Source organism: Nocardioides asiaticus, assembly GCF_040049175.1.
GTDB classification, from domain to species: domain Bacteria; phylum Actinomycetota; class Actinomycetes; order Propionibacteriales; family Nocardioidaceae; genus Nocardioides; species Nocardioides cheoyonin.
In genome coordinates this window covers 103,610-120,041 of record NZ_JBDZDM010000001.1, presented here as the reverse complement: position 1 = coordinate 120,041, position 16,432 = coordinate 103,610, and the positions used below count along the sequence as shown (strand labels likewise).

General features: G+C 71.4%; 23 protein-coding genes. 18 read left to right on the top strand and 5 right to left on the bottom strand.

What is annotated here, in order from left to right; genetic code table 11:
- Positions 1 to 36 precede the first annotated feature (36 nt).
- The 4 genes from ABLE53_RS00590 (at position 37) to ABLE53_RS00575 (ending at position 4,468) form a co-directional block, all read left to right on the top strand.
- Complete coding sequence (locus tag ABLE53_RS00590) at positions 37 to 681, top strand: dihydrofolate reductase family protein (RefSeq protein WP_348856583.1); 645 nt, start codon at positions 37 to 39, stop codon at positions 679 to 681.
- Between the two features lie 101 nt (positions 682 to 782).
- Positions 783 to 1,724 (top strand): DUF4192 domain-containing protein, encoded by a 942-nt coding sequence (locus ABLE53_RS00585; protein ID WP_348856582.1) that lies wholly within the window; start codon positions 783 to 785, stop codon positions 1,722 to 1,724.
- 60 nt (positions 1,725 to 1,784) lie between these two features.
- Positions 1,785 to 2,915 (top strand): glutamate--cysteine ligase, encoded by a 1,131-nt coding sequence (locus ABLE53_RS00580; protein ID WP_348856581.1) that lies wholly within the window; start codon positions 1,785 to 1,787, stop codon positions 2,913 to 2,915.
- A gap of 56 nt (positions 2,916 to 2,971) precedes the next feature.
- Positions 2,972 to 4,468: a glutamate-cysteine ligase family protein gene (locus tag ABLE53_RS00575; protein ID WP_348856580.1), complete on the top strand. Its 1,497-nt coding sequence runs from the start codon at positions 2,972 to 2,974 to the stop codon at positions 4,466 to 4,468.
- Positions 4,469 to 4,493: 25 nt separating this feature from the next.
- Here ABLE53_RS00575 and ABLE53_RS00570 read toward each other — a convergent pair whose 3' ends face one another.
- A complete protein-coding gene (locus ABLE53_RS00570; RefSeq protein ID WP_348856579.1) occupies positions 4,494 to 4,946 on the bottom strand; it encodes a hypothetical protein in 453 nt (150 codons plus the stop codon).
- 94 nt (positions 4,947 to 5,040) lie between these two features.
- Here ABLE53_RS00570 and ABLE53_RS00565 point away from each other — a divergent pair, with 94 nt between their 5' ends.
- From ABLE53_RS00565 to ABLE53_RS00550, 4 genes are all read left to right on the top strand, one after another.
- Positions 5,041 to 5,454: a universal stress protein gene (locus ABLE53_RS00565; protein WP_348856578.1), complete on the top strand. Its 414-nt coding sequence runs from the start codon at positions 5,041 to 5,043 to the stop codon at positions 5,452 to 5,454.
- A 63-nt stretch (positions 5,455 to 5,517) separates the two neighbouring features.
- Positions 5,518 to 5,733 carry a DUF7218 family protein gene (locus ABLE53_RS00560; RefSeq protein ID WP_348856577.1) on the top strand — a complete coding sequence of 72 codons (216 nt, stop codon included), beginning with the start codon at positions 5,518 to 5,520 and terminating at the stop codon, positions 5,731 to 5,733.
- A 62-nt stretch (positions 5,734 to 5,795) separates the two neighbouring features.
- Complete coding sequence (locus ABLE53_RS00555; protein WP_348856576.1) at positions 5,796 to 6,350, top strand: methyltransferase; 555 nt, start codon at positions 5,796 to 5,798, stop codon at positions 6,348 to 6,350.
- Positions 6,351 to 6,402: 52 nt separating this feature from the next.
- Positions 6,403 to 6,975 carry an HhH-GPD-type base excision DNA repair protein gene (locus ABLE53_RS00550; protein ID WP_348856575.1) on the top strand — a complete coding sequence of 191 codons (573 nt, stop codon included), beginning with the start codon at positions 6,403 to 6,405 and terminating at the stop codon, positions 6,973 to 6,975.
- 12 nt (positions 6,976 to 6,987) lie between these two features.
- Here ABLE53_RS00550 and ABLE53_RS00545 read toward each other — a convergent pair whose 3' ends face one another.
- Together ABLE53_RS00545 and ABLE53_RS00540 are read right to left on the bottom strand one after the other, a co-directional pair.
- Entirely contained in the window at positions 6,988 to 8,115 is a 1,128-nt protein-coding gene (locus ABLE53_RS00545) for a tyrosine-type recombinase/integrase (protein ID WP_348856574.1), read from the bottom strand.
- Positions 8,116 to 8,118: 3 nt separating this feature from the next.
- Complete coding sequence (locus tag ABLE53_RS00540; protein ID WP_348856573.1) at positions 8,119 to 8,799, bottom strand: helix-turn-helix domain-containing protein; 681 nt, start codon at positions 8,797 to 8,799, stop codon at positions 8,119 to 8,121.
- Positions 8,800 to 8,933: 134 nt separating this feature from the next.
- Between ABLE53_RS00540 and ABLE53_RS00535 the strand changes: the two genes are divergently transcribed.
- The 10 genes from ABLE53_RS00535 to ABLE53_RS00495 all read left to right on the top strand — a co-directional run bounded on the left by ABLE53_RS00535 (position 8,934) and on the right by ABLE53_RS00495 (position 15,759).
- Entirely contained in the window at positions 8,934 to 9,113 is a 180-nt protein-coding gene (locus ABLE53_RS00535; protein WP_348856572.1) for a helix-turn-helix domain-containing protein, read from the top strand.
- On the top strand, positions 9,113 to 9,301 hold the full coding sequence (locus ABLE53_RS24755) for a DUF6011 domain-containing protein (RefSeq protein ID WP_425474825.1): 189 nt from the start codon (positions 9,113 to 9,115) through the stop codon (positions 9,299 to 9,301). Before ABLE53_RS00535 ends, ABLE53_RS24755 begins: the two co-directional genes overlap by 1 nt.
- Positions 9,298 to 9,525: a hypothetical protein gene (locus ABLE53_RS00530; protein WP_348856571.1), complete on the top strand. Its 228-nt coding sequence runs from the start codon at positions 9,298 to 9,300 to the stop codon at positions 9,523 to 9,525. Before ABLE53_RS24755 ends, ABLE53_RS00530 begins: the two co-directional genes overlap by 4 nt.
- Complete coding sequence (locus ABLE53_RS00525) at positions 9,522 to 9,812, top strand: hypothetical protein (protein ID WP_348856570.1); 291 nt, start codon at positions 9,522 to 9,524, stop codon at positions 9,810 to 9,812. Before ABLE53_RS00530 ends, ABLE53_RS00525 begins: the two co-directional genes overlap by 4 nt.
- Entirely contained in the window at positions 9,809 to 10,345 is a 537-nt protein-coding gene (locus ABLE53_RS00520) for a hypothetical protein (protein ID WP_348856569.1), read from the top strand. The genes ABLE53_RS00525 and ABLE53_RS00520 overlap by 4 nt, the downstream gene beginning before the upstream one ends.
- Positions 10,342 to 10,743, top strand: coding sequence for a hypothetical protein (locus ABLE53_RS00515; protein ID WP_348856568.1), 402 nt, complete (start codon positions 10,342 to 10,344; stop codon positions 10,741 to 10,743). The genes ABLE53_RS00520 and ABLE53_RS00515 overlap by 4 nt, the downstream gene beginning before the upstream one ends.
- 18 nt (positions 10,744 to 10,761) lie before the next feature.
- Positions 10,762 to 11,643: a hypothetical protein gene (locus ABLE53_RS00510; RefSeq protein WP_348856567.1), complete on the top strand. Its 882-nt coding sequence runs from the start codon at positions 10,762 to 10,764 to the stop codon at positions 11,641 to 11,643.
- Positions 11,636 to 11,818: a hypothetical protein gene (locus ABLE53_RS00505; protein ID WP_348856566.1), complete on the top strand. Its 183-nt coding sequence runs from the start codon at positions 11,636 to 11,638 to the stop codon at positions 11,816 to 11,818. The genes ABLE53_RS00510 and ABLE53_RS00505 overlap by 8 nt, the downstream gene beginning before the upstream one ends.
- 196 nt (positions 11,819 to 12,014) lie before the next feature.
- Positions 12,015 to 12,299 (top strand): hypothetical protein, encoded by a 285-nt coding sequence (locus ABLE53_RS00500; protein WP_348856565.1) that lies wholly within the window; start codon positions 12,015 to 12,017, stop codon positions 12,297 to 12,299.
- A 1-nt stretch (position 12,300) separates the two neighbouring features.
- Positions 12,301 to 15,759 (top strand): hypothetical protein, encoded by a 3,459-nt coding sequence (locus ABLE53_RS00495; RefSeq protein WP_348856564.1) that lies wholly within the window; start codon positions 12,301 to 12,303, stop codon positions 15,757 to 15,759.
- Positions 15,760 to 15,824: 65 nt separating this feature from the next.
- Here the strand turns inward: ABLE53_RS00495 and ABLE53_RS00490 are convergent, their stop codons facing one another.
- Together ABLE53_RS00490 and ABLE53_RS00485 are read right to left on the bottom strand one after the other, a co-directional pair.
- Entirely contained in the window at positions 15,825 to 15,980 is a 156-nt protein-coding gene (locus ABLE53_RS00490; RefSeq protein WP_348856562.1) for a hypothetical protein, read from the bottom strand.
- Positions 15,977 to 16,387, bottom strand: coding sequence for a hypothetical protein (locus tag ABLE53_RS00485; protein WP_348856561.1), 411 nt, complete (start codon positions 16,385 to 16,387; stop codon positions 15,977 to 15,979). The genes ABLE53_RS00490 and ABLE53_RS00485 overlap by 4 nt, the downstream gene beginning before the upstream one ends.
- Positions 16,388 to 16,432 lie beyond the last annotated feature (45 nt).

The following is a 16,432-nucleotide window of genomic DNA, read 5'->3' as shown; positions in this document are numbered from 1 at the left end:
TGCTGATTGCATCTTGCAAGCACTAAGGAGCTGGTCATGTCGAAGGTGCGGGTCCAGAACTTCTCGATCTCGCTCGACGGCTTCGGGACCGGTGACGGACAGGCGCTCGAGACGCCGTTCGGCCACGCCGGCGAGCGGCTGCACGAGTGGATGGTCGCGACGTCGTTCGGGAGGGCGCTGTTCGGTCAGCAGGGCGGGAGCACCGGGGTCGACGACGCCTTCGCCCAGCGCTTCGAGCCGGGGATCGGCGCCGAGATCATGGGTGCCGGCAAGTTCGGGCCTCCCGGCTGGCAGGACGACCCGGAGTGGACGGGCTGGTGGGGACCGAACCCGCCCTTCCACACCCCGACCTTCGTCCTCACCCACCGTCCGCGGCCGCCGGTGGAGATGGAGGGCGGGACCACCTTCCACTTCCTCGACGCGAGCCCGGAGAAGGCGCTCGCAGCCGCGCGTGAGGCGGCGAACGGACTCGACGTACGCATCGGCGGCGGGGTGTCGGTGCTCCGCGACTACCTGGCGGCCGGGCTCGTCGACCACCTGCACGTGGTCGTCGTACCGATCCTGCTCGGTCGCGGCGTACGGCTGTGGGACGGGCTGGAGGGCCTCGAGGAGCAGTACGCTGTCGAGTCGGTGTCCAGCCCGTCCGGGGTGACCCACGTGGTCTTCCAGCGCATGCTCTGACGGGTCGGTTCCCGTCCACAGGCAGGGCTCGCGCAGGCGTTGTCCACAGCTGCTCACCGGGCCCCGGTAGCTCGTCGGCGGATCCGGGAAGCGTGGCCGGCATGACCACGACCCTCACAGCCAAGCGCCCCGAGGACCTCCTCGCGGCCGTGCCTCTCGTCCTCGGCTTCGAGCCGGAGGACTCCCTGGTGATGCTCACGTTCGGTGCCGACCACCAGTTCCACGCCCGCCTCGACCTGCCCCGCGAGCGCGACCATCTCGAGCCCTGCGTCGACGCGCTGCTGAGACCGGCGATCCGGCACCGGGTCCAGGCCGTCGTCTTCGTGGTGTACGCCGACGGCGGCCCGCTCGTCCGCCGGCTCGCCCAGCAGCTGAGCAGACGGTTCCGCCGCTCCGGCATCCGGGTGATCGACTGCCTGCGCGCCCACGAGGGCCGCTGGTTCGCGCTGCCGCCGCGGGCCGACGTGCCTGCCCACGGGGTGCCCTACGACGTCTCCGGCCACGAGTTCCGGGCCGCGGCGGTCTACGACGGCCGGGTGACCCTCGGGTCGCGGGCCGAGCTCGTCGCGGGCGTCGCAGGGGACCCGACGGCGGTGGCGGAGACCGAGCGCGCCCTCGTCGCGGCCGAGCCGCTCAACCTGGCGGGATTGATCGGGCTGGTCTCGCGCAGCCTGCCGCACGGCAGGGTCGCCGACACGGACGACCTCGCCTCGCTGCTGCTCGCCCTCGCCGACGACAAGCTGGCCCACCAGGCGTGGAGCGGGATGAGGCGCGACGAGGCGGCCGCCCACGTCACGCTCTGGACCGACGTCGTCCGGCGCGCTCCGGACGGGCTGGTCGCCGACCCGGCCGCGATCCTGGCCCTGGCCGCCTGGCTGGCCGGCGACGGCGCGCTGGCCTGGTGCGCCCTGGACCGCTGCCTGCCGCGGGAGCCGGGCCACCCGCTCGGCACCCTGATGTCCACCATCCTGACCGAGGCGGTCCCGCCGGCCACCTGGGAGGAGCGCAACGACCCGGAGGAGTGGTGCGAGGAGGGTGCCTAGCGACGTTCGTCACGATGCGACGGCGGCTGCGTCCGGGCCCGAGGTGGGTATCGGTCCGCCATGGACGCCACCCGCACCGTGGGCGTGGAGGAGGAGCTCCTCCTCGTCGACCCCGAGACCCGCACGGTCAGCGCCCGGGCCGTCGAGGTCCTCAAGGCCAACCGCGAGCACGGCGGTGGCCGCGACCCGCACGCCGCGAGCGACGAGCTCGACAAGGAGCTCTTCCTCCACATGCTGGAGACGCGGACCGACCCGAGCGCCTCGCTCGACGACATCGAGGCGCAGCTCGTCGCGGCTCGTCGTACGGCCGGGGAGGCGGCGCGCACCGCCGGCGTCGCCGTCGCGGCGGCCGGCGTCGTCCCGCTCGACGGGGTCGAGCCGGCCGTCTCACCCGACGACCGCTACCGCGCGATGGTCGAGACGTTCGGCGAGGCGGCGCGCACCAGCCAGACCTGCGGCTGCCACGTCCATGTCGCCATCGACTCCCCGGAGGAGGGCGTCGGGATCATCGACCGGATGACGCCGTGGCTGCCGGTGCTGGTGGCGCTCGCGGCGAACTCGCCGTACTTCGAGGGCCGCGACACCGGCTACGCCTCCTGGCGCACCCAGGCCTGGAGCCGCTGGCCCAGCGCGGGCGCGACCGAGGCGTTCGGGTCGCTGGCTGGCTACGAGGAGACCTCGCGGCTGCTGAGGATGACCGGTGCCGCACGCGACGACGGGATGCTCTACTACGACGCCCGGCTCTCGCGGACCCAGCCCACGGTCGAGGTCAGGGTCCTCGACGTCTGCACCGACGTCGCCGACGCCGTGCTCGCCGCCGCGCTCGTGCGCGGCCTGGTGGAGACCGCGGCCGAGGAGTGGCGGGCCGGAGGGCCGCTGCCCGGCTGGCGGGCCGAGATCCTGCGCGCCGCGACGTGGCGGGCCTCCCGGATGGGTCTGGCCAACTCGCTCGTCCACCCCGCCGAGCGCGAGCTGGCGCCCGCCCGCGACGTGCTCACCGCGCTGGTCGACCACGTCCGGCCGCGGCTCGACGCCGCCGGCGACCTAGACCGGGTCACCGAGGGCGTCGAGCGGGTCCTGCGCTCGGGCGGTGCGACCCGGCAGCGCGCCGCCTACGAGCGGAGCGGCACCGTGGAGGGAGTCGTCGACGACCTCGTCGCCCGCACCGAGCAGAGCTGGCAGGACGCGTGATGACGCGCCCGCACCGGACCATTCCCACCACCCCCGAACGCTTCTAGGTTGGCCCCATGGGAGACGAGGTCGAGCAGCAGGAGTTCACGAGGGAGGACCGCACCCGCTACCGCGAGAAGGTGCGGCGCAACCTCGACGTCTTCGCACGCATGCTCCGCGAGGAGCGGTTCGAGGCCGCCGACCCGATGACCGGCCTTGAGGTCGAGCTCAACCTCGTGGACGACACCGGCGACCCCGCGCTGAAGAACGCCGAGGCGCTGGCCGCGATCGCCGACGAGGCGTTCCAGACCGAGCTCGGCCTGTTCAACATCGAGATCAACGTCCCGCCACGTCGGCTGCGGGAGGACGGCCTGACCGAGTTCGAGAAGAGCCTGCGCGCCAGCCTCAACCACGCCGAGGAGCGCTCGGCCGCGATCGGCGCCCACCTGGTCATGATCGGCATCCTGCCGACGCTGCGCGACGAGCACCTCGGCCTCCACACGATCAGCGCCAATCCGCGCTACCAGCTGCTCAACGACCAGGTGCTGGGCGCCCGCGGCGAGGACATCGCGATCTCCATCGGCGGCCGCGACCGGCTCGAGCAGACCTCCGACACGATCATGCCGGAGGCGGCCTGCACGAGCACGCAGTTCCACGTGCAGGTCCGGCCGGAGGAGTTCGCGGCGTACTGGAACGCCTCGCAGGCGATCGCCGCGGTGCAGCTGGCCGTGGGCGCCAACTCGCCCTACCTCCTCGGCCGGGAGCTGTGGCGCGAGACCCGGATCCCGCTCTTCGAGCAGGCGACTGACACCCGCAGCGAGGAGCTCAAGGTGCAGGGCGTGCGCCCGCGGGTGTGGTTCGGCGAGCGCTGGATCACCTCGGTGTTCGACCTCTTCGAGGAGAACGTCAGGTACTTCCCGCCGCTGCTCCCCGTCCTCGAGGAGGAGGACCCGCTGGCCGTGCTGGACGCCGGCGGCACGCCCGCGCTGCCCGAGCTGCGCCTGCACAACGGCACGATCTACCGCTGGAACCGCCCGGTCTACGACGTCGTCGACACCGACGCCGGGAAGGTGCCGCACCTGCGCGTCGAGAACCGCGTCCTCGCCGCCGGGCCGACCGTGGTCGACACGATGGCCAACGCGGCCTTCTACTTCGGGCTGGTCCGCGCGCTGGCGCGCAGCCCACGGCCCCTGTGGTCCGCGATGTCGTTCCAGGCCGCGGAGGAGAACTTCCACGAGGCCGCCCGCTTCGGCATCGACGCCCAGCTGTTCTGGCCGGGGCTCGGCCAGGCACCGGCCACCGAGATCGTCCTGCGCAGGCTGCTGCCGCTGGCCCAACTCGGCCTGGCGTCGTGGGGCGTCGAGTCCGAGGTCGCCGATCGGCTGCTCGGCATCATCGAGCAGCGCTGTCTCTCCGGCACCAACGGCGCCGAGTGGTTCGTCGCCCGCGTGCACGAGCGCGCGGGCACGGCGACGGGGGAGAAGAGGTACGACGCGCTCCGGGAGACGCTGCTCGACTACCGCGCCCACATGCACCGCAACGAGCCGGTGCACACCTGGGACCCCGCGGACTGAGACGCTCCCCGACGGTCGCCCGGCGTCAGTCGCTGCGCGGGCGGAGTCGCTTCCAGTCGCGGCGTACGCCGGTGCGCGGGTCGCGCCAGCCGTGCCGGTTGACCACGACGAACACCAGCGGCACCCCGGCCTCGGCGTACGCCTGCCGGGCTGCGGCGAGCCAGCGGGCGTCGACGTCCTGCAGGTCGAGATCGCCGGCGCGGGTCAGCCAGACCAGCGGTGTCGGCGGGCCGGTCCGCAGCCGCATGGCAGCGACGACGTCGGCGTCGAGCGCCTGGTCGATGCTCTCCCCGGGCAGCAGCGGGAAGACCAGCTCCCGGCCGCCGGGCACGCCGACGTGGAGCAGCGCCTGGTGCTGGCGCCGCCGCTCGCCGGAGGCGTGCGCGAGCACGGCGCGCCGCAGCAGCCGTTCGACCCCGCGGTCGACCGGCTCCTGCAGCCCCTCGATCCGCGTTGTGGTCGGCAGGGGAGTCGGCATGGGACCAGCCTGCCCCGGGAACGGGAGCGGCGTGGGCGTCCGTCCACAAGCGGTACGGTGCCCGGAACGACATCCAGCGAGCGGAGGAGGAGTCATGTCGGCGGTGGTCGTCGGTTACGTCGCCAAGCCCGAGGGGGAGGCCGCCCTGCTCCGGTCGGTGGAGGAGGCGCGGCTGCGCGGCCTCCCGCTGGTGATCGTGAGCTCCCTGCGCGAGGAGAGCGAGGAGGAGTGGCTCCGCAAGACCGAGGCCGACCTGGCCGCCGCCCGTGAGCGCCTCGACCGCACCGGTGTGCCGTACGAGATCCGGCAGACCGTGGCCGGCGTCGGCGCCGCCGACGACCTGGTCGAGATCGCGGAGGAGGTCGACGCCGACCTGCTCGTCATCGGCGTACGCCGCCGCTCGCCGGTCGGCAAGCTGATCCTCGGGACGCAGGCGCAGCGGATCCTTCTCGACGCTCCCTGTGCGGTGCTCGCGGTCAAGGACTCAGGACTAACAACTGGGGACTGAGCCTGCCCCGGCGGTGGGTACCTGCTCGGTGACGACGCAGTCGACGACCACGAGGAGGCACCGATGCCCAGCAAGTCGGCGAACGTGAAGAACGAGAGGCAGTACGAGGCCCTCAAGGACAAGGGCATGTCCAAGGAGCGCGCCGCGCGGATCGCCAACGCGAAGGACTCCTCCAAGCACGGCGGCAAGCAGTCCGGCAAGGGCGGCGACAGCTCGCAGGGCGGCACCACCGCGCAGAAGAAGAAGGCCGGCCGCAAGGGCGGGAAGGCGAGCCACTGAGCGAGACCGCGCTCACCCGGACGACACGGTTCGAGCACCTGACCATCGCGTACGACGGCCGGGTGCTCGAGCCTCGTCCGTGGACCGCCCAGCAGTCCCGCTGGGCGGCCGGGCTCATCGCCACGGCCCCGCCGGGGCCCGTGCTGGAGCTCTGCAGCGGGGCCGGGCACATCGGCCTGCTGGCGATCGCGCTCGAGCCGCGGCCGTTGGTGTGCGTCGACGTCTCCCCGGTGGCGTGCGACTACGCACGCGCCAACGCGGAGGCCGCCGGGCTCGCCGACCTGGTCGACGTGCGTGAGGGTCGCCTCGAGGAGGCGGTCCGGCCCGACGAGCGGTTCGCCGTCGTCGTCGCCGACCCGCCCTGGGTCCCGACCGCAGAGACCTCGCGATTCCCGGAGGACCCGCCGCTCGCGATCGACGGCGGCGCCGACGGGCTCGATCTCGCCCGGCTCTGCCTCAGGGTCGCGGCGGCCCACCTGCTGCCCGCCGGCGACGTCCTCCTCCAGGTCGGCACGCGCGCCCAGGCCGACCTGATCGCGGGGGAGTGCCGCGCACTGACGATGGTCGAGGTGCGCACCGGCGAGCGCGGCGTACTGGCGCGCTTCCGTCGCGACTGACCGCCGGAGCATCTCCGGTGCGCCTGCTGCGCGGCTGCGGCAAGATGAGGCCATGCCCGCGCTGCAGATCACCGGTGACCCCGCTGCCGACAAGGTCCTCTCCGAGGACCCCTTCGCCCTGCTCGTGGGGATGATGCTGGATCAGCAGTACCCCATGGAGCACGCCTTCCGCGGCCCCGCGAAGGTGCTCGAGCGGTTCGGCACCCTCGATCCCGCGACGATCGCGGCAGCCGACCCCGAGTCGTTCGCGGCGCTCTGCGCGCAGCCGCCGGCGATCCACCGCTTCCCCGGCTCGATGGCCGCGCGGCTCCAGGAGCTCGCGGGCATCGTCGAGCGGGAGTACGCCGGCGACGCCTCCCGGCTGTGGACGGAGGCCTCGTCGGGCGCCGAGCTGCTCAAGCGGGTGCAGGCGCTGCCGGGGTTCGGCAAGCAGAAGGCGCAGATCTTCGTCGCGCTGCTGGCCAAGCAGCTCGCCGTACGCCCCGAGGGGTGGGAGAAGGCCGTGGGCGACTACGCGCTCGAGGGCCACCGGTCGGTGGCCGACGTCGTCGACGAGGCGTCGCTGCAGAAGGTCCGCGACTACAAGAAGGCCAAGAAGGCGGCTGCAAGGGCAACCCCCGTCTGACCTGCCCAGACGCTATCCACGGGCCTCAGCCGTCCGCGTACTGTCCGCAAGAGGCGCGAGGGCCTCGTCGAGAGCCGTGCGGATCCGCTCCTCGTCGCCGGGGAAGAGATGGGCGTAGACGCGCAGCGTGGTCGCCGCGTCGGCGTGGCCGAGGAACTCCTGAACGGCCTTGACGCTCGCTCCGTGGGAGATCAGGGCCGAGGCCGCGTAGTGCCGGAAGGAGTGAGACGTGAGGCTCGCGCCCGCGGCCGTCGTGGCGTCGGTGAGCAGCGTCTTCCATCGCCGGTAGGTCAGCGGCTGCCCGAGCTCGTCGACGAAGAGTGACTCCTCGCCGGCGGGGTAGGCCTTCAGGTGTGCCGCGAGGGCGTCGAGCATGACCTGGCCGACCTGCACCGTGCGCGAGCGCTTGCCCTTGGTCGGCGTGATCGCGTTCGCCTGCGTCCGCTGACGCTCCACGCGGATCGACCGCTTCAGGAAGTTGACGTCCGCGACCCTCAGGCCGAGCAGCTCGCCGATCCGGAGGCCCGACCCGGCGAGCACCGTGACCACGGCCCGCCAGCGCTCGTCGAGCGCCGCGCGCACCTTCTCGATCTCCTGCACGGTCGGGATCACCGCCTCCTCGGAGGCGCGGGGGAGCTTGATCTTCCGGCACGGCGTCGCCGGGATCACCCGGTCCTCGATCGCCGCATCGAACATCGTGCGTACGACGGTGTAGTGGTTGCTGATCGTCGAGGCCGCCAGGCCCTTCTCCTCGAGCGCCTTGACCAGCCCAGCGATGTGGGAGCGCTGCACCTTGCCGATCGGCAGCGACCCGATCACCGGCAGGACGTGCAGGCGGAGGGCGTTGTCGACGTTGCGCCGCCACGCCTCGCCGATCTGCACCTTCTCCCAGTCGGCGGCGTACTCGCGTACGAGGGTCTTCGCGTTCGCCGGCGCCACGAAGTCGCCGCGGACCAGTGAGGCCGTGTTCTTCCTCAGCCACTCATCGGCGTCGCGCTTCAGTCGGAAGAGCTTTGCGTGTTCCTTGCCGTCGTCGTCGCGGAATCGCGCCTTGTAGCGCTCCGCGGTCCTGACCTCGACCGCGCCCGTCTCGCGGTCGGTCACCTTCCACGAGATCGTCGTCTTCTTCACGCTGGCCATCTCTCAGTCCTCTTCCAGTTCGAGGCGGGCCTTCTCAATCTTCGCGCGTAGGCGGCCGAGCTCCGTCTCTGCCAGCCGGTCGTCCTCCGCGCTCCAGTTGCCGTTGCGGTACGCGGCGGCCATGCGCGCGGCCGTGCGCATCTCCTGCAAGTGCTCGTGGTCGGCCATGACCAGACGCAACAGGGCCAGCTCGGTCACGACCTCGCCCTCCGGGCCGGCCTTGAGGTCGACTTCGTACTGGGCCGGCGCACGGGAGTCGAGCTGGTGGCCGACGTACTCCGCCAACTCGCTGTTCTCGTAGACCAGGTCGTAGAACGCCAGCAGCGCGGTGAAGGTCTCGCTGGCCAGGTGGCCGAAGGCATCGATGCAGCGCAAGAGGTTCGTGACGAGCTCGTGCGCGCGGTCCTGGTCGACCAGTTCGGGAGGCTTGAGCATCTCCGCGACATCGCCGTCAGTGAAGATCTCGGCGAATCCGGTCAGCTCGTCCACCGTGATGCGCCGCGGAGGCTTGCCGTTCTCGATGCTGTAGAGCGCGGCCTTGCTGATCGTGCAGCCGACATCGGTCATCTCCTTGGCGAGCGTCTCGTAACTCCAGCCTCGCGCCTTCCTCTCGCGCTCAACGCGTCGCGCGAGGTTCGTCTCACCGCGCTCTGCGATGGGCCGTGCTGCGTATCGCCTGGGCATCCCGCCCTCCTTCCGACGTTCCAAAGGCTAACGGGTGCGTCTTGCTTAGTCAACGGTCTTCGCGTTCGATTGTCGTAACGAAGTCGTCAGGCTTCACGACGGCGATCCGCTGTCGCACCGAAGGAGGGGGAGAGATGCCCGAGTACCTGACAACCGCTGACGTCGCGACGATGCTGCGCACGTCGGCCGAGACCGTGCGCTACTGGCGGCACATCAAGAAGGGGCCGGCCAGCTTCAAGGTCGGTCGCCGCGTGCTCTACGCCCGCGAGGACGTCGAACGCTTCATCGACGAGGCGCGTGGGGCGAGTGCCTGATGGGCCGAACGGCAGAGCGCCGGCCCCCAGGAGAGGACCGGCGCTCAGAGGTCGACAACCACGACGACGCCGCTGATTCTACCGACGCGCGGTGCTGGATCTGCGGTCACGCGCTGACCGCTCGCGAGTCCGTGGCGCTCGGCATCGGGCCGCGGTGTTGGTCGAGGCGGATGGGCGGTGCTGCATGAGTACCGAGGAGGCGGCCCGCGCCATCCACGCGCTCGGGAACCAGGCGTGGCGCGAGCAGCGGGATCGTCATAGGGACTGGTGGTCCCTGCCGTCCTCCGAGCGGCTCCGGGTCCTGACCTACGAATCGGGCTACGACGACGGATACGGCCAGGCGATCGCCGACATCGCGGCGGCGTGGGCCTCGAGGCCGTACTGGACCGACGATGACCGGAGGTCCGCATGAGCGGCCGGGTGCTCTACGTCGCGTTCGTCAACGCCTCGTGCGCGTTCCTCAAGGGTCACGGCTCCCGCGAGCTGCTGACCGACCTACGGGGCCGCCCGCCCGTGTGGGCGAGTCTCACCCGCGCGTGGGGCTGCCAGCCATCGACCGCCCGCGATGCCGTCGCGGTCGCGCAGTCGCGGGGGTGGAACGTCGAGATCGTCTCCGAGGAGCACCTTCTCCGGATGGCGGGCGTCGAGGTCGAGGACGTGAAGCGGCTCCACGCTGAGAGCAAGGGGCGGTTGTGGTGACCGCCGAGCGCGCATGGGCGCGGCACTTCATGGACGAGTGGCAGGCCCGCGCGGGAGACCCGCGGCTGCCCTACTGGCTCCGGATCGCCTCGCTCGCCTACGGGCACCACGAGAACAACGGCCACGCCAAGTTCAAGCGCGGCGAGATCGCCCTGATCCTCGCGAAGGTCGACGGCGAGACCGGGGAGATCCGGCCCCACCAGTGGGTGGGCCGCGACATCGCCCTCGCGGTCGAGTACGGATGGCTCTCCGAAGGAAGCTTCTGGGGCTGCCTGATCGTGCCGGCACACAGTGTCCGCAAGGGCGACATGTGGGCGACTCCGAAGCCGTGCCCGATCCACATGCGTCGCAAGGCCAAGCGCGCGAAGTCATCAATCACTGAGGACTTCGCACCGCTGAAACCTGCAATCACTGAGGGTTCCAGCGCGCGAAAGCCTCACTCACTGAGGACTTCGGAGCGCAAGCCCCTCTCTCTGATCTGTTCCACCGAAGCGTCAGCTTCGGATCACCCGGACCACAAGGAGGGTGCATGACTGCCCCAGGTAACGCGATCCGTAACGGCGTTACAGCCCAGACCCCGACCCAGGAGCAGCTCGACTGGTTCCTCCACCGTCCCGGCTGCGAGGCGCCCGTCGTCGTGGCGACCACTGGCCGCCGGGACGGAACGCCGGCGCTGCTGTGCAAGGTGTGCGGGCGGTTCAAGCCGCTGCCGCCCTACCTGCTGCCCGCGGCTGACGACGGCCAGCCCGAGGCCGAGCCCCCGGTAATCCGTGGCCGCTACCGGCTCGAGTGCGTGCGCTGTGACGCCGTGATCGACCTGCACACCCCCGCCCCGCGGATCCCGCTCTGCGAGCGGTGCAAGGCCGCCGGCTCCCGGCCTCGCCGCGACCACCAGACCCACACCGACCCGACAACCCAGGCGATCGCCTGAGACCGAAGGAGAACACCCATGCTCGACACCAGCAAGACCCGGGCCATCCTCGCCAAGATCGAGGCGCTCGGACTCACCGACAGGTTCGCCCCGCAGGTGGCCGACGACCTGGCCCGCGCCGAGGAGCTCAGCGCCGCCACCCAGCAGCCCGACCGGTCCTTCGCTCAGGCCCGGGCCGAGATCGTGGCCGGTCTCGCCGACGGAAGCCTCGAGGTCGACCAGGCCCGCGAGCAGCTCATCGCGGCACGCAACGCCACCGACCCCGACGGACTGGTCAAGGCCGCGCTCGCCGAGGCGTCCAAGGCAGCAGGCAACCGCGCCGGCCGCGTGCTGCTCCGCGACGGCGAGGCGGTCGTGACCAACATCCTCGCGCCCGAGGGAGCCCGCTGCGTCGAGGCCACGCTCAAGGCGGCCGAGGCCATCCCCGCCGAGGTCGCCACCGCCGAGCAGGCGGTCAAGGCCGGCGGCAAGGTCGCAGCCGCGTGGAAGGCGCTCATCGAGGCCAACGACAGGTGGAACGCACTGGTCGACCTCGTCACCGCGCTGCGGATCAACGAGGCGCTGGCCGGCTCCCCGTCCGACGGCTTCCTCAACTACCGCAACCCCGACCTGGCCCGACCCGGCACGGAGGCGCTGAGCCTGCTGCGCTCCATCAACAACGGCGCCGAGCCCAGGCTCGCCAACGCCGCCGAGGCGGACGCGGAGTGGAAGGCGCACACCGACCGGCTCGACGCCGAGGCCGAGGCAGCGGCAGCCGCGGCCTACAAGCGCCAGCACCACGGCTGGAGCCCGAGCCCCGACCAGCGCGACAAGGCCATCGCCGAGATGGTCGCCGAGGTCGAGGCCCGCGAGCAGCGCGAGACCGAGCGCGAGACCGAGAGGGAGAAGGCCGATGCCTGACCTGCACCCGAGCGGACACGACACCGCAGGTGGCGAGCCCTCGCCGATCCTGCCCACCCACATTGCCGACGACCGCGAGCGCGGCAGCGGCCTCGCCAACCAGTGCGCCCACGCATGGCCCAAGCGCGGCTCCGATCGGCCGTGCCCGTTCTGCCCGCAGGAGCAGAGCGCATGATCCCCGCCGGTCCCGGTCGCGTGTTGGGCGCGGTGCAGCCACGGTCGCAGCGTCCACGTGGCCTCGCGCCGGGACCGGCGGTGCCGCTGACGAAGGGGTGGGGGATGACCCCCCTGACCGCGCGTCCGCATCACCGTTGGCCTAGGGCCTCGCTGTCTGTACGAAATCAAAACCTTTCGCTGACCGAAGGAATCAGATGACCGCCACCACCACCGACCTCGCCGCTGAGTTCGCGGCGCTCCACCCCGACCAGCAGCGGGCCGCGCTCGCGCTCGTGGCCGCGACCACCCGGTGTGACCCCGACCAGCGCTCTGTGGCCAGTGACCACTGCCTCGTCACGACCGCGATGTTCGCGGCGTTCCCGCGCTCCGAGGCCGACGACAAGGTGCTCCCGCTGGCTCTGATGCTCACCCGGCTCGCCGAGCTGATCACCATCGCCGCACGCATCGAGCACGGCGTCTACGACCAGAAGGAGGCCTGAGATGGCTACCAGATCCGAGCGCGTCGTCCTCACTCTCGAGGACAACTTCTCCACCGGCATGGCCAAGGCCGCCGCACAGACCGCGCTGCTGGAGCGCGCCCTGAAGGATCTCGACGGGACCTCGACGAAGACCGGCCGCTCCACCTCCTCGGCGTCGACGGACATCGAGAAGACCGGCACGGCGGCCCGGAAGTCGTCGGCGGACATCAACCAGCTCTCCGGCCGGCTGAACCTGCTAGCCCAGACCGCGGTGACCCTCGGTCCGGCACTGATCCCGATCGGCGCCGTCGGACTGCCCGCCGTCACCGGTCTCGCTGCCGGCCTCGGTGCCGCCGCCGGGGCCGCAGGCGTGGCGATGCTCGCGTTCCACGGAGTCGGTGACGCCCTCGACGCGCTGAACAAGTACCAGGCGGAGCCGACCGCGGAGAACCTCGCCGCGATGCAGGAGGAGTTCCGCAAGGTGGGGCCGGCCGCGGCCGACTTCGTCCGCTACATCGACTCGCTCTCCCCGGAGCTCGAGGGCCTCCAGCGGATCGCCGGCCGGGGCATCTTCCCGGGGTTCGAGTCGGGGATCCGGTCTCTGCTGACGCTGCTGCCGCAGGTCCGAGCCGTGGTCGCGTCGATCTCGGATGAGATCGGCCGGCTCGGCGCAGACGCCGGCGCCTCGCTGGCCAACGACGACGACTGGCAGCGGTTCTTCGACTACATCCGCACCGACGCCGCCCCGACGCTCGACGCGTTCGCCCGCGCCACCGGGAACGTGGCCGCCGGCCTCGCATCGCTCATGGTCGACTTCGCGCCGATGTCGCGTGACTTCTCCGGCGGGTTGCTGGAGATGTCCCGGGCGTTCCGGCAGTGGGCCGACGGACTCGGCGAAACCGAGGGGTTCGAGGAGTTCCTCGCCTACATCCGCGAGAACGGTCCCGCTGTACGCGAGTTCCTGGTCGCGGCCGCCGACGCGCTCGTCGGAGTGGCCAAGGCCGCCGCCCCGTGGGGCGCGACCGTACTGCCGATCTTGACCAGCGCCGCCAAGGTGTTCGCGGCCCTGGCGAACTCCCCGGTAGGGCCGCTTCTCTACGACGCCGCCGCCGGGATGCTCGTCCTCAACCGCGCCTCCTCGCTGCTCGGCCCGTCGCTGACGAAGGCGTCGACCGGGCTGACTGGCCTGCGGACGACCATCCCGCAGATGCGCACCGACTTCGGCACCCTCGCCACGACGTGGATGACCGCCGGCACTACCACCGAGCGCGAGGCGGCACGGGTGGGCGCCGCCTCCGAGCGGTTGCGCGGCAACCTCGCCAGGCTCGGCCCGGCTGCGAAGACCGCGGCCGGCGCGGGTGGGATCATGCTGCTCGCCGACTCCGCGAACCGTGCCGACCGGTCCCTCGGCGTGCTGGAGGCGACCGCAGGCGGTGCCCTGGCGGGTGCCGCGTTCGGTGGCTGGGGTGCGGTGATCGGTGGCGCCGCTGGTCTGCTGGTCGGACTCGGGCAGTCGGCCGACCAGACCTCGCAGTACGTGCAGGAGCTGGCCGGCACCTACGACCAGCTCACCGGGGCGATGACGAACAACACACGCGCCCTGGTCGCTCAGACACTCGAGCAGGACGGCGCCCTCAAGGCCGCCCAGGCGCTCGGTCTCAACCTCCAGACCGTCCTCAACGCCGCCCTCGGCGACTCCGCCGACCGCAGCCAGCTCGCCTCGGCGTACATCCGCGACTACAACGCCGCCTACAACGAGTTCGACAAGGACGCCGCCGGCCGGCTCGGCAACTGGGACAAGCTCAACAAGCAGATCAACTTCAACGCCGACAGCGTCGACTCCGCCGGCGCCGCCGCTCGCCGAGAGGCCGCGGCGATGGGTGGTGCGGCCAGCGCCACCGGCAAGTACGGCAGCGCCGCCAGCGGAGCCAGCGGCGACACCCGCACCCTGGCCCAGCAGGTCAAGGCCGCCACCAGCGCGATGCAGGCCCACCGCCAGGCCGCGCTCGGGGCGTTCGACGCCGAGACGCAGTGGCGGCAGGCGCTGGTCGCCGCCCGGCAGCAGGCCGCGTCCAACTCCGCCGGCATCCGCGGCAACTCCGACGCCGCACTCGCCAACCGGTCCGCGCTCTCCCAGCTCGCCGCCGCATGGAACAACCAGAGCGACGCGGTGAAGAACAACAACGCCCGGTTCAAAGAAGCACGCTCGGCGTTCGTCCAGACCGCGACCGCGATGGGTGTACCGATCGGGAAGGCCCGTCAGCTCGCCAGCGCGCTGCTGGAGATCCCCAAGTCCCGCGTCGTCAACGTCACCGTCAACACCGGCGACGCCACGTCGCGGATCTCCGCGGTCTACCAGCAGCTCGCGTCGCTGCACGACAAGACGATCACCGTCAACGTCGCCCAGCACCGCACCAGCTCGGGCACCACCGGCGGACCGTTCTACACGCCGGCCGACGGGATGACGATCCCCGGCTCGCGTGCGCCATACCGCGACCAGGTGCCGATCCTGGCCGCGCCCGGTGAGGAGGTCGTCTCCAACCGGTACGGGCAGGCCGACCGCTGGCGGCCGCTGCTGAAGGCGATCAACGCCAACATGCTCGCCGACGGCGGTACCGTGCAGCGGCTCGCCGACGGCGGCACCGCTGGAGGCAGCACCACCTCCAACCGCTCCGGCCTCGGCCAACTCGCCGGCATCAACCACGCGTACCTCTCCGCGGCCGAGCTCGGCCAGCGGCTCGACAACCTCTCGAACGTCCAGATCCGGCGGCTCTCGAAGTCGTTCGACAACCTCTCGCTGAAGTCGCTGAAGAAGCTCGACAAGGCGTTCGACGACGCCGTGGAGACCGCCCGCGACGCGAAGCAGGACGCACGAGACGCCTACGCGCAGGCGAAGGAGAACCGCTCGTCGCTGGCCTCGTCGGTCGCCGACAGTCTCCGCTCGGACCTGTGGGGGCAGCAGTCCAGCAACGTGTTCGCGGGCGGTGCCGGGTCGGACCCGTTGTCGATCCTCCGCTCGGACATCGCGCACTCGCGGCAGCAGAACACGCTCGAGAAGTCGCTGATCGGCAAGGGGATCTCGGACGCGGTCCTCAGCGACGTGGCGAGCAACGGCGGGCTGGCAGGTCTCCAGCAGATCTCCGGATACTCCCGAGCCCAGGTGCGCCAGCTCAACTCCCTCTACGCCCAGCGGCAGCGGCTGTCCACCCAGGCCGGCGCGACCGCGGCAAACGCGGTCTACGGCGACGAGATCAAGCAGCAGACGCGGGCGCTCGACACGGCCAACCGCCACCTGGCCGCCATCCAGTCGGAGAACAAGCAGCTCCGCAAGCAGCTCAAGGCCGCCGAGAAGACCGCCGACAAGAGCCGCCACAGCGCCGCCGAGCACGGCGGGAGGGCGACAGGCAAGGCCGTCAACAGTGCCGCCGCCAGCGGTAAGCGCCGACAGAAGCGCGGCGGAACCTACAAGGCCAACCACTGACGCGCGCCACAGACAGAACCGCCCGGCACCCTGGGGGAGTGCCGGGCGGTTCGTGGTGGTTCCGGTCAGTCGTCGAGGCGATCCTCGAGCGCCTTGACGCGCTGCTGGAGATCCTTGATCAGCTCGCGCTGCGCCTCCACGAGCGCGGTGAGCAGCTCGTAGTTCCGCCTCAGCGATCCGATCGCCTTGTCGGTCTCCCGGGCGAACTCCTCCGGTGTCACCGCTCGGCCTCCGCGCGCCGGGCCGCGGCCGTCCGCCCGAGCAGGAAGGCAGGGTTCTGGTCCGCGATCTCGGCCTCGCGCTCCTCGAGCCACTCGGCGGCTGCGAGCGCGTTCGCCGCTAGCTCGCGCAGGCCCTCGGCGGTGAACTCGCGCCCATCGAGGATCGAGATCGAGGCGTCGAAGTAGAGGGGCTCATCCTTGGTGAGCACCTCCTCGGCCCCCACGTGGATGAACTGCCCGAATCGCGGTCCACCGTGGCTGCGGACTAGGGCCGGGTCCAGGTCGGGGTTGACCGCCCGAACGTCCGTGAGGTTGCGGTGGTCGGCGTTGTCGACGTCGATACACCATTCGGGGCACTTGATGCCGATCGGGGTATCGGTGCCGACGGTCTGAGATCCTGCATTCATGGGGTTGCCTCCTTGGTAGGCGATTCCTAGGCCCCTGTCGGCGTT

What these genes read in the sequence shown, in the direction of transcription:
- ABLE53_RS00510 (WP_348856567.1), top strand. Translation starts at nt 10,762, where the DNA reads ATGCTCGACACCAGCAAGACCCGGGCCATCCTCGCCAAGATCGAGGCG.
- ABLE53_RS00535 (WP_348856572.1), top strand. Translation starts at nt 8,934, where the DNA reads ATGCCCGAGTACCTGACAACCGCTGACGTCGCGACGATGCTGCGCACG.
- ABLE53_RS00500 (WP_348856565.1), top strand. Translation starts at nt 12,015, where the DNA reads ATGACCGCCACCACCACCGACCTCGCCGCTGAGTTCGCGGCGCTCCAC.
- ABLE53_RS00530 (WP_348856571.1), top strand. Translation starts at nt 9,298, where the DNA reads ATGAGTACCGAGGAGGCGGCCCGCGCCATCCACGCGCTCGGGAACCAG.
- ABLE53_RS00585 (WP_348856582.1), top strand. Translation starts at nt 783, where the DNA reads ATGACCACGACCCTCACAGCCAAGCGCCCCGAGGACCTCCTCGCGGCC.
- ABLE53_RS00550 (WP_348856575.1), top strand. Translation starts at nt 6,403, where the DNA reads ATGCCCGCGCTGCAGATCACCGGTGACCCCGCTGCCGACAAGGTCCTC.
- ABLE53_RS00570 (WP_348856579.1), bottom strand. Translation starts at nt 4,946, where the DNA reads ATGCCGACTCCCCTGCCGACCACAACGCGGATCGAGGGGCTGCAGGAG.
- ABLE53_RS00575 (WP_348856580.1), top strand. Translation starts at nt 2,972, where the DNA reads ATGGGAGACGAGGTCGAGCAGCAGGAGTTCACGAGGGAGGACCGCACC.
- ABLE53_RS00560 (WP_348856577.1), top strand. Translation starts at nt 5,518, where the DNA reads ATGCCCAGCAAGTCGGCGAACGTGAAGAACGAGAGGCAGTACGAGGCC.
- ABLE53_RS00565 (WP_348856578.1), top strand. Translation starts at nt 5,041, where the DNA reads ATGTCGGCGGTGGTCGTCGGTTACGTCGCCAAGCCCGAGGGGGAGGCC.
- ABLE53_RS00495 (WP_348856564.1), top strand. Translation starts at nt 12,301, where the DNA reads ATGGCTACCAGATCCGAGCGCGTCGTCCTCACTCTCGAGGACAACTTC.
- ABLE53_RS00580 (WP_348856581.1), top strand. Translation starts at nt 1,785, where the DNA reads ATGGACGCCACCCGCACCGTGGGCGTGGAGGAGGAGCTCCTCCTCGTC.
- ABLE53_RS00540 (WP_348856573.1), bottom strand. Translation starts at nt 8,799, where the DNA reads ATGCCCAGGCGATACGCAGCACGGCCCATCGCAGAGCGCGGTGAGACG.
- ABLE53_RS00505 (WP_348856566.1), top strand. Translation starts at nt 11,636, where the DNA reads ATGCCTGACCTGCACCCGAGCGGACACGACACCGCAGGTGGCGAGCCC.
- ABLE53_RS00590 (WP_348856583.1), top strand. Translation starts at nt 37, where the DNA reads ATGTCGAAGGTGCGGGTCCAGAACTTCTCGATCTCGCTCGACGGCTTC.
- ABLE53_RS00545 (WP_348856574.1), bottom strand. Translation starts at nt 8,115, where the DNA reads ATGGCCAGCGTGAAGAAGACGACGATCTCGTGGAAGGTGACCGACCGC.
- ABLE53_RS00525 (WP_348856570.1), top strand. Translation starts at nt 9,522, where the DNA reads ATGAGCGGCCGGGTGCTCTACGTCGCGTTCGTCAACGCCTCGTGCGCG.
- ABLE53_RS00485 (WP_348856561.1), bottom strand. Translation starts at nt 16,387, where the DNA reads ATGAATGCAGGATCTCAGACCGTCGGCACCGATACCCCGATCGGCATC.
- ABLE53_RS00515 (WP_348856568.1), top strand. Translation starts at nt 10,342, where the DNA reads ATGACTGCCCCAGGTAACGCGATCCGTAACGGCGTTACAGCCCAGACC.
- ABLE53_RS24755 (WP_425474825.1), top strand. Translation starts at nt 9,113, where the DNA reads ATGGGCCGAACGGCAGAGCGCCGGCCCCCAGGAGAGGACCGGCGCTCA.